General features: G+C 43.1%; 12 protein-coding genes. 9 read left to right on the top strand and 3 right to left on the bottom strand.

Going from position 1 to position 13930, the window contains the following annotated elements:
- Positions 1-10: 10 nt before the first annotated feature.
- Entirely contained in the window at positions 11-2434 is a 2424-nt protein-coding gene (locus tag LZF95_RS08075) for a TonB-dependent receptor plug domain-containing protein (RefSeq protein WP_233754472.1), read from the bottom strand.
- A gap of 294 nt (positions 2435-2728) precedes the next feature.
- Between LZF95_RS08075 and LZF95_RS08070 the strand changes: the two genes are divergently transcribed.
- Positions 2729-2872 carry a hypothetical protein gene (locus tag LZF95_RS08070; RefSeq protein ID WP_233754471.1) on the top strand — a complete coding sequence of 48 codons (144 nt, stop codon included), beginning with the start codon at positions 2729-2731 and terminating at the stop codon, positions 2870-2872.
- Positions 2873-2892: 20 nt separating this feature from the next.
- Here LZF95_RS08070 and LZF95_RS08065 read toward each other — a convergent pair whose 3' ends face one another.
- Entirely contained in the window at positions 2893-4161 is a 1269-nt protein-coding gene (locus tag LZF95_RS08065; RefSeq protein ID WP_233754470.1) for a BamA/TamA family outer membrane protein, read from the bottom strand.
- Positions 4148-4852 carry a DsbA family protein gene (locus LZF95_RS08060; protein WP_233754469.1) on the bottom strand — a complete coding sequence of 235 codons (705 nt, stop codon included), beginning with the start codon at positions 4850-4852 and terminating at the stop codon, positions 4148-4150. The genes LZF95_RS08065 and LZF95_RS08060 overlap by 14 nt, the downstream gene beginning before the upstream one ends.
- 623 nt (positions 4853-5475) lie before the next feature.
- On the opposite strand from LZF95_RS08060, the gene LZF95_RS08055 reads away from it, so the two are divergent.
- From LZF95_RS08055 to argH, 8 genes are all read left to right on the top strand, one after another.
- Positions 5476-6159 carry a GNAT family N-acetyltransferase gene (locus tag LZF95_RS08055; protein ID WP_233754511.1) on the top strand — a complete coding sequence of 228 codons (684 nt, stop codon included), beginning with the start codon at positions 5476-5478 and terminating at the stop codon, positions 6157-6159.
- Between the two features lie 38 nt (positions 6160-6197).
- On the top strand, positions 6198-7391 hold the full coding sequence (locus tag LZF95_RS08050; protein WP_233754468.1) for an argininosuccinate synthase: 1194 nt from the start codon (positions 6198-6200) through the stop codon (positions 7389-7391).
- A complete protein-coding gene (gene argC, locus LZF95_RS08045; RefSeq protein WP_233754467.1) occupies positions 7384-8352 on the top strand; it encodes an N-acetyl-gamma-glutamyl-phosphate reductase in 969 nt (322 codons plus the stop codon). Before LZF95_RS08050 ends, argC begins: the two co-directional genes overlap by 8 nt.
- A gap of 157 nt (positions 8353-8509) precedes the next feature.
- Positions 8510-9655, top strand: a complete 1146-nt coding sequence (locus LZF95_RS08040) for an aspartate aminotransferase family protein (RefSeq protein WP_233754466.1) — start codon at positions 8510-8512, stop codon at positions 9653-9655.
- Between the two features lies 1 nt (position 9656).
- On the top strand, positions 9657-10628 hold the full coding sequence (locus LZF95_RS08035) for an acetylornithine carbamoyltransferase (protein ID WP_233754465.1): 972 nt from the start codon (positions 9657-9659) through the stop codon (positions 10626-10628).
- Positions 10629-10643: 15 nt separating this feature from the next.
- Positions 10644-11444, top strand: a complete 801-nt coding sequence (gene argB, locus LZF95_RS08030; RefSeq protein WP_233754464.1) for an acetylglutamate kinase — start codon at positions 10644-10646, stop codon at positions 11442-11444.
- Between the two features lie 9 nt (positions 11445-11453).
- A complete protein-coding gene (locus LZF95_RS08025) occupies positions 11454-12533 on the top strand; it encodes a M20 family metallo-hydrolase (RefSeq protein WP_233754463.1) in 1080 nt (359 codons plus the stop codon).
- Between the two features lie 2 nt (positions 12534-12535).
- Positions 12536-13870, top strand: coding sequence for an argininosuccinate lyase (gene argH / locus LZF95_RS08020; RefSeq protein ID WP_233754462.1), 1335 nt, complete (start codon positions 12536-12538; stop codon positions 13868-13870).
- Positions 13871-13930 lie beyond the last annotated feature (60 nt).

The raw sequence follows: 13930 nt of genomic DNA, 5'->3' as shown, positions 1-13930 counted from the left end.
TTGTGGTTGGTTAAAACTTATTGATCGAATAATTTATTTTCAAATAGATACCTCTGCCCGGCTTCTGAACAGCGAAGTTGTCGTAAGCTTGCTGATCAAAAATATTCCGCAGATCAGCACTCAGCACCAGTTTCTCATTAGGAAATACATAGTTCACACCCAGATCCTGGATAAACTGTCTAGGAGTACGGAAGTCTTCTATCTCTAGCCAGGTGGTATAGAAGCGATCTACAAACCCAAAACTGTAATATAGATTAAGGGATGATTTGTCCTGTATCAGATTTTTTAAGCCGTATTGAACAGTAGTATTGATAGTAAAAAACGGTTCGTTTGGCAGCTGCTGATTATAGTAGGTGTACTCATTTCCGTTGTTGTCATACCTCATGTTAAACACAGAATTAAACTTGGAGAAATTAACCAGTACACTCAGGTTTTCTTTAAAGGCATAGTTGATTTCCCCTTCAAATCCTATGGATTTTGTTTTGCCTAAGTTTTCAAAGGGGTCTGTCTGCACGGCATCATTCAGACGAGGGTTGATTCTTCTGACAATTTTATCTTTAGTGTCCCGTAGAAAGCCGGAAGCATACAGATTTATTTTATGGTCAGTGGAAAAAGTATAGGGGCCGGTCCTCAGACCAATATTTAGATTGTTGCTGATCTCAGGCCTGATTCCCAGGTTCTCAATAATGTTTTCCCCTGGGCTCCCGAATATTTCATTTTCAGATGGCATACGTACTGCCTGCTCGGCTGAGACAAGCAAGGTCATTTTTGTATTGAAAGCGTATGAGGTGGCTAAGCCAAAACCTGTGGTATTTCTATTGCTGCTTACCCTGTCTTCTACCTTTACCCTCTCGCCATTTTCATTGACCAGTTTGGGATCCATCCGGTCTATCTTCTGCTGGTAATATTTACCAAAAAGATTTGTTTTGAACTTGGATTTAAAAAGCGTCATTTCATAGGCCAATGCTGAGACATTCTTAGTCAAATCCCTTGTTCCTATAAATTCCCTTTCTGCCGCCGATTTCATTTCGTCACGCTGCGTTCTGTCTATAGTGTAGTACATGTGACTGAATATAAGTCTATGGTCTGCAGAAATCGAATAATTAAATCCCCCACGGAAAGTCCCTATATTCCTATTGATATGGTTCACTGTAGGAGCTCCTTGTTGGGCACCGTTAGGTCTGAGAATGGGAACTCCGTTTAGACCTATGCTCTTTTGGCCAAACCAATCGTAATTCCAACGAACAGTATCATTCACAACCTGCTTTCTGTCACTAAACATCCCATTGAAAGAAACTTCCAAGCCTTTGGCCAAAAAATCCGCCTTGGCATAAGTCAAACTCAGAACATTCGCCTGAGATTCTGTAAATCTCCCCTTGTATGGGATGGTCATGTAGGTACCATGCTGTACCTCATTGTAATCATCAGACACATTGTAACCTATCAGAAACTGGTCAGCCCACCTTACATTGGTAAAGCCAAGCTGGACATTTGCCCCATAAGATTTGTAAGCATCATTGAAGCGCTTGGCTCTTACGTATTCGTATCTCCCGTTTGGAAGGATATTTCGCACAAATTTCCCCCAGACCTCGTAGTCGTTGTCCGAGTAATTGTAAAAAGCAGAAGCTCTCGCGGTAAAGCCGGTGTTAGAGTTACGGTATGACCCGCTGACAATGGCCTGCTGGGTATTAAATGAACCGTAGGAAACAGAAGCAGTCAGATTGTTCATCGCCCCCTTTTTCAGGATGACGTTGATCGCGCCACCCAAAGCGTCATCTGCCAAATGGGCCGGGATTACTCCCTTATAAACTTCTATCCGCTCTATGAGGGCAGGTGGAATACTGTTCAGACTAAAAGAAGCCCCGTAAGTAGAAATGGGGACACCATCGATAAAAATGCGGACAGAACTACCTGACATCCCGTTGAGATTATAAGAAACAGCAGAGCCTAGACCTCCATTTTGACGAACTCTCACTCCTACCGACCTATTCAACAGATCATTGGTCTGTATGGATTGCAGAGCGGCTCTTTTTGTCTCTATGACATTAACCGCAAATCCGGTCGTTTCAATTTCCTGTTTGTAAGAAGCACCTTCCACCAATACTTCAGCCAAATCATTGTGACTGGCATGCTTCACGATAGGGGTTAAATCCAATGAAGGCTTGTCCAGAGTAATATCGAAATCATGCTTTTCAATCTCTATACTACTAACCGTAATCTGATGAGTACCAAAGGGGATGGCCCCAAGCTCAAACCTTCCCTTTTCATCGGAAAGAACTCCCTTATTTAGAGATTTGATATAAACGGTGGCGTAAGCTACTGGTGCACCATCCTCGAATTTCAAGGTACCTGAAACATCCCCTGTCTGGGAAAATCCTTCTATGGACAATAAGAAGCCAATGCAAAAAATCAGTGAGGGTATTGCTGCTTTCATAGATTCCTGTTTGAACGGCAGCAAAAGTAATCCTTAATTGTAATTAATCTAAATAAGATTAGAAATTTATTCAGCGCTACTCCTGAAATCTTGCGCATTGAAAAAAATGAAACCAATATAATATATTGATAATCAGGATTTTATAATTTATTCCAGAAAAATAAGATCAGCAAAAAAATGAAAAAATATTCTGGAAATTGCAAAAAACACTTATCAATTACACCCTTAAAGTCAACTTCAGAAGATTTTTGAGGACATTTTTATGCGGATAATTTTAGAATGTGATTATCCGCAATGATGCCAGTAACCCTATTCTCTTTGCTTTACTGGACGGAAGACCGAAGAAGGGTGACCGAAGTGGCCTTGACGCTGGTGTTTTCCGAATCCTATGATGCTTTTATTGTTTTACTGGCAGAAAAGCGGACATACATATTCTAGAATAAACTCTTCAATAAAATTCAGAATGCTTCTCCAATAAAAATATAAAAACCTGATCCCTCGGCAGTAAGCGCGTAATCCAGACGGGTATAAATATCCTTCTTGGGGAAAAGCAAGAAACGTAAACCTGCACCGGCTGACCAGGCAATTTTATCAAGGTTAAGGTTATTGAAATCTGGAAAAACAGTAGCAGCACCCGCAAAGGCTGTCGCGCCGAACCGTTTGGAAAATCCTAAAGGAAGAGGAAGAAAGCGCAATTCTACCTGAGAGGCTATTTGGTTGTTATCCCTAAAACGCCCGGAATAATATCCCCTCATCATGCTGTCACCTCCCATAAGAGCGAGTTGGTTGAAGGGTACATCTCCTTTATTGAACTGTCCCAAAAGCTGTGCAGCAAACACATTGTTCTTTCCCAAAGGTCTGTAGATTCTCGTATCTGAGATTACTGTATTGAACTGATACGTACTCAACCCATCCAAATATCTTAGATAGCCCAATTCTGAGAAAAACCCATTCCTTACGTTGAGCACATTGTGCCTGTTGTCATAAACCAAACCGACTCCCACTCCCAGATTGGACGAACCTTTACTTCCTGTTGGATGCTCAAAAACAGGTGAATCCGGAGCTGAGACAAAATTTACCCCTCCGAGCCGCTGGTAGTCAAGTTCTACCCCAAAGAAAAGGTTGTCCCGTACTTTGCGAAGCACACGCTCCTTAATGAGAATCTGATTGGCTTCTACCAAGGCCAAATATTCCGGCGAACTATCCATCCCTATTCCGTAATACCTCAATGGAAAGCTCTGCAGACGCAAGCGGCCTAGAAAAAACCATTCACTCTGGTCAGAATACAAAGCATGGTCAAACCACAGCCCATATTGATTTTCCAACGTGAAGAAAGTAAAGCCACTGATCTCACTTAGGCGATTGGTAGTATCCCGCTTAGAATAATAAACATAGAGTGAAGAAAACCCGACTTCCCAGCTGGTTTCCGGAGAGTAAGCTAAGGTGGGATAGACTAAAAACTGAGGTTTGCTGATATCTGAAGTATCATTGATGATACTGTTGATATAGCGTTTTACAAAACCTTGAGAATTCCCTTCAGTGCCCACACCGGAAATCAATACCAAGATTAGTAGAATTATTTTAGGGATGGATTTGATACTGTCTGATTTTGAGTTGGGTGAATGTGACAGGTATTCTCTGCGGTTATTGATTCGTTGTAAGATCAGACCGACTAAGCAGCTGCCTGTTTTACATTTGGCATCAGGGCTCAAATCAGCATTCACCATCTATCGCACAAGTCCCCCCTTTCCCATCGGAAACTTCAAATAACGGATTTGTTTTCGTAAATTCTTTCCAGGCCTTTGCCAGAGTATCCTCAAAAACCCCATCCGGTTGAGCTCCTGAAATTCCAAATTTACGATCCAACACAAAGAAAGGTACTCCTCTCACCCCTATCTGACGGGATTCATAGATATCCTGATCTACCTCATTCGAAAACTTATCTGTGTTCAGCACTTCTTGGATAGTGCTTTCTTCCAGTCCAATCTCCAAAGCTATTCCCAAAAGAACCCCATCATCGTCAATATTCACAGCCTCGGTAAAATAAGCTTTTAGCAGCCTTTCTTTCATTTCATCTCCTTTTCCGGCTTTTTTTGCCAAATGCAAAATCCGATGGGCCTTCTTGGTATTCGCTACTACGGTTTTGTCCAAGTGATATTCCAGCCCTTCTTGGGCCGCCATATTAGTCACGTTGCCCATGATCTCTTTGGTTTGCTCCAGCGACCATCCTTTTGCTTCGGACAAGTATTCCAGTGAACTCTTATTCGGCTGAGTCAATTGGTCAGGATTGAGCAGAAAACTCTTCCACTCAATCTCCACTTGATCTTTATAAGAGAATTTCCCAAGTGCTTTTTCAATTTTCCTTTTTCCGATGTAGCAGAAAGGGCATGCTATGTCGGACCATATTTCTATTTTCATCACTAAAATCTTTGAGTAACTTTAGCTAAACTATAAATCAAACAAAAAGAGTTCAGTTTAGCGTGAAAACCAAAGAATGCCCGTCCTGCGCAATGCCGATAGATGCTAAAGAAAACATCTGCCCAATCTGTAAATTTGAATTCCCTAAACGTTCACCCTGGATTGCGTGGGTAGCAGTATTGCTGTTGATTGTCTGGGTGGTCAGCTATATCCTGTGAAAGTTTATTGCACACTCTGCAAAAAAGCACAAAACAATATTCCGTTAAATATGTTTTTCACATGTTTCACCACCTTTAATTGCGAATATTGTAAAAACATCACAACACCTCTTTTTTTTTCACTGAAATCCTTGGATTTTCCTTTCTAAGGAATGAATTTTGCCACCTGATTACGCATGACACAAGTAAATCACATAGCGCCATTTTGCTCACCTGCTACATCGGTAGTGGCAAGGGTTGACGCTATTGCTTTTTTCACTCCTATAAGGACGTGTAGATTTTTCTATAGGGTTTAACCCTGTATTGAATTTTTGTATTCCTACGAGGAGTACCTACCCGCGCCTTTAACCCTTGATTTATTTATTAAACTTCCGATCTTCTCGGAATTAACACATGCAATCCCTAATGGATAATATTACTTTCCAGATTATTGTAGCCAATGCTTCCCATAAAGAATACTCCACTCAGATCACGGATGAGATGGAAAATTCCGCCAAAGCCCGTGGTACCGGCATAGCCAAGCGTAGCCCAGCTTATGTGGAAACCAAAATGGAAGAAGGAAAGGCTGTAATCGCTCTGACCTCAGATGGCAAATGGGCAGGATTCTGCTACATTGAAGCGTGGGGACATGGTAAATATGTGGCCAACTCAGGATTGATCGTCTCTCCAGAGTATAGAAAGTATGGCCTTGCGCGCAAGATCAAGAACGAAGTGTTCAAACTCAGCCGTAAAAAATTTCCGGATTCTAAAATTTTCGGATTGACCACCGGAGCTGCCGTAATGAAGATAAACTCGGAACTTGGCTATATACCCGTCTCTTATTCTGACCTTACAGATGACAATGAGTTCTGGAAAGGCTGTCAAAGCTGTGTCAACTATGAGATTCTAATGAGCAAAAACAGACAAAACTGTCTTTGCACGGCGATGTTATATGACCCCAATTCGAAGAGAAACCATACTCAAGAGCTGGCACTCAGAGATGATTTCAAGAAAGAACTCAAATTATTTGATCGCTGGGTAAGATTAAAGAAATACGTGATGCTTAAATTGAACAAGTCCAAGGATACCATTTCAGGCATCTTCTTATAAATCAATTCTTCCTTTTTGGAAGCAAAAATCCTACAACAATGAAGAAAATAGTTTTAGCATACAGTGGTGGTTTGGATACCACCTTTTGTGCGCTGCACCTTTCCAAAGAATTGGGCTATGAAGTGCATGCAGTCTTGGTAAATACAGGTGGATTTTCCGAAGAAGAGCTGAAAGGTGTAGAGGAAAGGGCCAAAACACTTGGCATTGCTTCTTTTAAGATCCTTCACGTCATGGACACTTATTACAATGAGGTGATCAAATACTTAGTCTATGGCAATGTGCTGAAAAACCAGACCTATCCCCTTTCTGTATCCGCTGAGCGTATTCTTCAGGCAAAATCTCTTGCGGAATATGCAAAGTCCATTGACGCAAAAGCTGTAGCCCATGGTTCTACGGGAGCTGGAAATGACCAGGTAAGATTTGATATGATCTTCCAGACCATCGTCCCTGACATAGAAATAATCACTCCTATACGTGACCTGAAACTATCCCGGCAAGAAGAAATAGAGTATCTCAAAAAACATGGGGTGGAGATGAACTTCGAAAAAGCCGCCTATTCTATAAATAAAGGAATCTGGGGAACTTCCGTGGGAGGTAAAGAAACACTCACTTCTTCTGATTACCTCCCCGAAGAAGCTTGGCCTACCCAGGCTACGGCTTTTGAGCCCTATGAATTGATTCTTTCATTCGAAAAAGGCGAATTGAAAGGCGTGGATGGCAAAAAGTATGAGGATTCCGTAGAAGCCATACAGGCATTACAAGCACTGGCCGCACCTTACGGGATAGGCCGTGATATCCATGTAGGGGATACTATCATCGGGATCAAAGGTCGAGTCGGATTTGAAGCCGCAGCTCCACTGATCATCATCAAGGGGCATCAATTGTTGGAAAAGCATACGCTTACCAAGTGGCAGCTTTTCTGGAAAAACCAATTGGCTGAGTTCTACGGAAACCACCTCCATGAGGGACATTATCTGGATCCCGTGATGAGAAATCTGGAAGAGTTCATGGCCAGTACGCAGACTTATGTGAGCGGGGATGTACGCGTGTTGCTTCAGCCCTATCGATTCACTTTGCTGGGAATCAATTCTCCACATGACCTGATGTCCAACAAGTTTGGCAGCTACGGGGAAATGAACAAAGGATACACTGCGGAAGACGTAAAAGGGTTCACCCGCATATTGGGCAACCAAACCGCGATCTTCCATAAAGTAAACTCAGACAATGACTAGAATCAAAACAGCGATCATAGGCGCAGCGGGATATACGGGCGGAGAACTCCTTCGCCTTCTGGTCCATCATCCTGCCTGTGAGCTGATCTATGTACATAGCAATAGCCAGAAAGGCAAAAAAGTAAGCGAAGTTCATCCGGATCTGATCGGAGACTGTGAGTTAGTATTCACGGACGAGGTACAAACCGAAGGAATTGAAGCTGTATTCCTAGGATTGCCACATGGTCAAACCAAAGGTTTTCTGGAGCGACATTCTTTCTCTCCCGGGACCGTTTTGATTGATTTGTCCACGGATTTTCGCGACGAGTCCAATGGTTTTGTTTACGGACTTCCAGAGGTGAATGCTGAGAAAATCAAATCAGCTAAAAGAATCGCAAATCCAGGATGTTTTGCCACGGGAATCCAACTGGCACTGCTCCCTGCTATCGCAAAGGGTTGGGTAAAGGATACAATTCAGATCTCTGGGGTGACAGGGAGTACCGGGGCGGGAAAGAAACTTGCTGAGACCTCCCACTTCAGCTATAGATCTTCAAACATATCTGTCTATAAGCTATTTACCCACCAGCACCTAAAAGAAATCAACCAGACTTTTTCCCAATTGGATTCTGATTTTTCTTCTGAAATTCTCTTTGTCCCTTACCGGGGCAACTTCCCTAGAGGTATATGGATCACAGCCTATTTTCCTTTTGGGGGAACTCAGGAGGAAGCGGTAGCGGCTTACAAAGAGTTTTATCAAGACGCAGCGTTCACACATGTTTCGGATCAGGATATAGATATGAAGCAGGCTGTGAACACTAATAAATGCATCCTCCATGTGCAAAAAGAAGCGGGTCAATTGGTGATTTATTCTGCTATTGATAATCTGCTGAAAGGAGCCTCAGGACAGGCAGTTCAGAATTATAATTTGGCGTTTGGATTAGAGGAGAGGATGGGCTTGAATCTAAAAAGTATAGGGTTTTAATTAGATATTAGACTTTAGACACAAGATTCAAGACTGATTTGTGGACACTTTGAAATTTGGTGTTCATTATTCAGCATTCATTATTCTCCAACTTAGAAATGGATTTACGAAGTTCAAAACCGGCTCGTCAATCGTATTTCGTAACTCGTAATTCAAAATGAAATTATTTGATGTTTATCCTCTGATTCCCGTGACCATCGCAAAAGCGGAAGGAGCAAGACTCTGGGACGATAAGGGACAAGAATATATAGACCTCTATGGTGGCCATGCCGTGATTTCCATAGGCCACACCCATCCCCACTATGTGAAGCGTATCGAAGAACAGCTGAGTCAGATTGCTTTCTACTCCAATTCTGTTCAGATTCCGATCCAAAAGGAATATGCGGAGAAACTAGGCGAGCTTTCCGGCTATCCGGATTATGAGCTTTTCCTGTGCAATTCAGGGGCTGAAGCCAATGAGAATGCCATTAAGCTAGCCTCCTTTGCCACAGGGAAGTCTGGATTTATCGCTTTTTCAGGAAGTTTTCATGGAAGGACTTCCGGCGCAGTGGCTTTGACTGACAATGCAAAAATCGTCGCCCCATGCAATGAGCGTGAAGATTTCCACATTCTACCATGGGAAGACCTTGAGGCCGTGGAAAATGTGCTGAAGTCAAAGGGAATAGCGGGGATTATCATTGAAGGCATACAAGGTGTAAACGGGATTCAGGTTCCATCTGGAGAGTTCCTTCAAGGATTGGCTACACTTGCCAAGAAATATGAAGCAAGGTTGATTTTGGACGAGGTTCAGTCAGGATTTGGACGCACAGGCAGATTCTTTGCACACCAATTGGTTGAAGACCTAAAGCCGGATATCATTTCCATGGCCAAAGGCATGGGGAATGGATTTCCGATTGGAGGAATCCTAATCTCTCCGGAATTTAAGGCAACATACGGATTGCTAGGAACTACTTTCGGAGGCAACCACCTAGCCTGTGCCGCAGGTATGGCAGTAGTGGAAGTGATTGAAAATGAAAATCTTCTGGAAAACGCAAGCACCCTTGGCGAAAAGCTCCTGGCAGGATTAAAAGAAATCCCCGGCATCATGGCTATCCGTGGAACCGGCCTGATGATCGGCATTGATCTGGATCGGGAGGCGGGCCCTGTCCGCTCAGAATTGGTGACTAAATACCACATGTTTACAGGAAGTGCGGCAGGAAAGAATACGATAAGACTCCTGCCACCTTTAAATATCAGTTGGAAACAGTTAAATTCGTTTATAACCGCATTAAAAGAAATTTTAAGTAAATCACCTATAAAATAAAATGGCCAATAAAATCCAGCCACTACAGCATTTCACAAAATTTGAATCCCTCGATCTGGGCAATGAGCTGATCGAGCAGGCACTTATTTACAAAGCAAACCCTAATCTGGACAAGGCAAAGGGATCTGGAAAGCGTATCGGCTGTATTTTCCTTAATCCATCCCTCAGGACGAGAGTCTCCACACAGTTGGCAGCTTTGAATCTGGGAATAGAGCCTATTGTACTCAATATGGACAAGGAAGGATGGGCACTGGAGATGCAGGATGGCGCAGTGATGAACCGGGGCACAGTGGAGCATATCAAAGATGCCGCCGCGGTCTTAGGCTCTTATTTTGACATACTGGCGATCCGCTCCTTCCCATCTTTGACCAACAAGGAGGAAGACAGCTCAGATTTTGTGTTTTCCCAATTTGTCAACTATTGCGGGATTCCGGTTATCAGCTTGGAATCCGCAACCAGACACCCCCTTCAAAGCCTGGCGGATCAGATTACCATCAGGGAGAACTGGTCAGGAAAAAAGAAGCCTAAGGTAGTACTCACATGGGGACCGCATATCAAGGCCATTCCGCATGCAGTGGCCAATTCTTTTGCGGAATGGAGCCTGGGAATGGACCATGAGCTGACTATTACCCATCCTGTGGGATATGAATTAGATGAAGCGTTCACGAAAGGGGCTATTATAGAACACAATCAAAGCAAAGCATTGGAAAACGCTGATTTTGTGTATGTTAAAAACTGGTCATCTTTCAAGGATTATGGTAAAATAATCTCTACGGATGCTTCTTGGATGCTTACCGAAGAGCATTTTGCCCAGGCTAAAAATGCCAAAGTCATGCATTGCCTCCCGGTAAGAAGAAACCTGGAGCTGTCTGATGAGATTCTCGACGGAAACCGCTCTTTAGTACAACAACAGGCAAAAAACCGAATTTATGCTGCCCAGGCGGTAATCAGCCACTTGTTGGGACAATTTTAAATATAACCTTGATTTATGAAAATCAACATTATCAAAATCGGTGGAAATGTCATCGATTTTCCGGAAAAACTAGATGAGTTTTTAGCGTTATTCGCCAAGTTTCCCGGACACAAAATCCTGGTTCATGGCGGAGGTGTGATGGCTTCTCGTTTTGGAGAATCTCTCGGCGTAATGCCCGAAATGGTGGACGGGAGGAGAATTACCGATCAGGAAACCCTGGACGTGGTCACCATGGTGTATGCGGGATTGATCAATAAAAATATCGTCGCTAAGCTTCAAGCTCTTAAAGTAAACGCGATCGGAATGACCGGGGCTGACGGAAATATCATCCGCTCTGTCAAGCGTCCCGTCAAAGGCATAGATTATGGATTTGTAGGTGATATCCAAGAAGTTAACATCAAACTGATAGACCATTTATTGAGCGGAAATCTACTTCCTGTAGTCAATGCGATCACCCACGATGCAAAAGGGCAACTCCTCAACACCAATGCGGACAGTATAGCATCTGCCCTGGCCACCAGCCTGGCCAAAGATCATCAGGTGAATCTATATTTCTGCTTCAACAAGAGCGGGGTGCTCATAGACGAGAAAAACGAAAGCTCCATCATTCCACTCATCAACGAGGATATTTACGAGGAGCTAAGAAATGAAAATGTAATCCACTCAGGGATGATCCCAAAACTGGACAATGCCTTCGAAGCATTGGCGAAGGGCGTAAATCACGTATGGATCGGGAAAGCAGAAAATCTTCACCTGGCCGCAAAAGGCAAACTCTCCGGCACGACAATAGAGAGAAGCCGGTATGACCTCTATTGACCATCAACTGTGAAAGATATCCAAGAATTATATGAAGATGCAGTTGAGCTCCTGACACAACTTATAGAAACCCCTTCCCTATCCAAGGAAGAAAGTGCGACCGCGGATATCATAGAGGAATTTTTTGCCAATCGGGAAATCCCATATTCCAAGTCTGACAACAACATCTGGGCTTTGGCCAATCCTTTTGATAAAAACAAACCTACGCTCTGGCTGAACTCCCATCATGACACGGTGAAGCCAAATTCAGGTTACACGAAGGATCCTTTTTTGGCTAGTACAGCGGATGGCAAACTCTATGGATTAGGCAGCAATGATGCTGGAGGACCTTTGGTAAGCTTGATGTCTGCATTTACACATTTTTATGGGCAGGATCTCCCCTATAATCTGATCATGATTGCCTCAGCTGAAGAGGAGATTTCCGGCAAAAACGGGATAGCTTCCGTGATCAATCAACTCCCTGCCTGTGACCTTGCCATAGTAGGTGAACCTACTCTGATGGAGATGGCTGTTGCCGAAAAAGGACTGATGGTGATCGATGCTAAAGTCTATGGAAAAGCAGGCCATGCAGCTCGAGAGGAAGGGGTGAATGCACTATACCTGGCATTGGAAGACTTGCGGACAATCAAGGACTTTGAATTCCAAAAAGTATCAAAGTTCTTGGGAAAGACAAAAGTATCGGCAACTGTAATCCATGCCGGGCAACAGCACAACGTAGTACCTGATCTTTGTGAGTTTGTCCTAGATGTACGGGTGACAGATGTCTATACTTTAGAGGAAGCCTTGGAGGAATTGAAAGATTCACTGAAAGCCGAACTGACCCCCAGATCGCTAAGGCTTCAATCTTCTCATGTACCGGAAGGGCATTTGATCCTAAAAGTCGGCGAGAAACTTGGAATAAAAACCTATGGAAGCCCTACCCTGTCTGACCAGGCACTAATTCCCTATCCTTCTGTAAAAATAGGCCCTGGCGATTCAGCGAGATCTCATTCAGCGGACGAATTTATTTATTTGAACGAAATCCAGGACGGCATAGCAGGTTATATCCAACTCCTGGACACCTACGCAGACATGCTCAAAACCAATTAGAAATGAAACTTTGGCAAAAAGAAACCGGCAGCAAAAAAGAAGTGGAGTCCTTTACTATAGGACGGGATCCCGAATTTGATATACTCTTGGCACCCTTCGATGTATTGGGGTCTATGGCGCATGCACAGATGCTCTCCACTATAGGACTCTTGACTGCCGAAGAAAATGAAATCCTGCAGCGAGGACTAAAAGACATCTATCAGGAAATAGAAAAAGGTGGATTTGAGATTGCCCAGGGAGTAGAGGACGTGCATTCGCAAGTTGAATTCCTGTTGACTGAGCGATTTGGTGATGTGGGCAAAAAACTTCACAGTGGTAGAAGTAGAAATGACCAAGTATTAGTAGACCTGAAGTTGTATTACAGATCAGCCATCCGTGAAATCGTGGAAGAGAGCAGTGAGCTTTTTGACTTGCTGATTGAGTTGGCCGAAAAGCATAAAAATGACCTGATGCCAGGCTACACCCATACACAACTTGCCATGCCCTCTTCTTTCGGACTATGGTTCAGTGCATTTGCCGAAGGTATTACTGAGGATTTGGGCCTTTTGAGAGCAGCTTTTGATCTCGCCAATAAAAACCCGCTTGGCTCAGCGGCGGGGTACGGTTCAAGTTTTCCGTTGGATAGAACGATGACCACTCGGTTATTGGGTTTTGCTGATCTTCACCACAATGTGATCAATGCACAAAACAGCCGTGGAAAGACCGAACGTACACTTGCTTTTGGGCTATCTGGCTTAGCCGGTACTCTGAATAGGTTAGCTTCTGATGTATGCTTATTTATGAACCAGCATTTCGCATTTATCAGTTTCCCGGATAATCTCACCACAGGAAGCAGTATCATGCCACATAAAAAAAACCCAGATGTTTTTGAATTGATCCGCGCCAAGACAAATCAAATCCAGGCTATCCCAAATGCGATAAACTTACTTTTAACTAATACTACCACAGGTTATCACCGGGATTTACAGCTGCTGAAGGAAGAGATCTTTCCGGGGATAGAGACCTTAAAAAGCTGTCTCCGCATGTGTACTTTCATGCTGAGTGAGATAAAAGTGAGGCAGGATATACTAACTGATCCATTTTATAAGCATCTTTTTTCTGTGGAAGTAGTCAATGAACTTGTACTGAAAGGAATACCTTTCCGGGATGCCTATAAGCAAGTTGGGATGGATATAGAATCCGGAAACTTTTCTCCAAATCAAAGCCAACTCAAACATACCCACGAAGGGAGTATAGGGAATTTAAATCTAGACCTGATACAAAAAAAGATGAAAATGTCGATACAGAATTTTAATTTTCTGGCCATTGAACAAAGTATTTCACGAATGCTTATATAAATAGAATTTTCTTCTATTTATATTAGGTCTATATTAGGACGAAAGCCTTTACTATACAGA

Origin of the sequence: Algoriphagus sp. AGSA1 (assembly GCF_021390545.1) — a bacterium.
Taxonomy (GTDB): domain Bacteria; phylum Bacteroidota; class Bacteroidia; order Cytophagales; family Cyclobacteriaceae; genus Algoriphagus.
Note: the sequence above shows the minus strand (reverse complement) of the source record. Positions and strands in the feature narration are given on the sequence as shown.

Coding starts and splice junctions, on each gene's coding strand:
- LZF95_RS08075 (WP_233754472.1), bottom strand. CDS start 2,434: ATGAAAGCAGCAATACCCTCACTGATTTTTTGCATTGGCTTCTTATTG.
- LZF95_RS08070 (WP_233754471.1), top strand. CDS start 2,729: ATGATGCCAGTAACCCTATTCTCTTTGCTTTACTGGACGGAAGACCGA.
- LZF95_RS08065 (WP_233754470.1), bottom strand. CDS start 4,161: ATGGTGAATGCTGATTTGAGCCCTGATGCCAAATGTAAAACAGGCAGC.
- LZF95_RS08060 (WP_233754469.1), bottom strand. CDS start 4,852: ATGAAAATAGAAATATGGTCCGACATAGCATGCCCTTTCTGCTACATC.
- LZF95_RS08055 (WP_233754511.1), top strand. CDS start 5,476: ATGGATAATATTACTTTCCAGATTATTGTAGCCAATGCTTCCCATAAA.
- LZF95_RS08050 (WP_233754468.1), top strand. CDS start 6,198: ATGAAGAAAATAGTTTTAGCATACAGTGGTGGTTTGGATACCACCTTT.
- argC (WP_233754467.1), top strand. CDS start 7,384: ATGACTAGAATCAAAACAGCGATCATAGGCGCAGCGGGATATACGGGC.
- LZF95_RS08040 (WP_233754466.1), top strand. CDS start 8,510: ATGAAATTATTTGATGTTTATCCTCTGATTCCCGTGACCATCGCAAAA.
- LZF95_RS08035 (WP_233754465.1), top strand. CDS start 9,657: ATGGCCAATAAAATCCAGCCACTACAGCATTTCACAAAATTTGAATCC.
- argB (WP_233754464.1), top strand. CDS start 10,644: ATGAAAATCAACATTATCAAAATCGGTGGAAATGTCATCGATTTTCCG.
- argH (WP_233754462.1), top strand. CDS start 12,536: ATGAAACTTTGGCAAAAAGAAACCGGCAGCAAAAAAGAAGTGGAGTCC.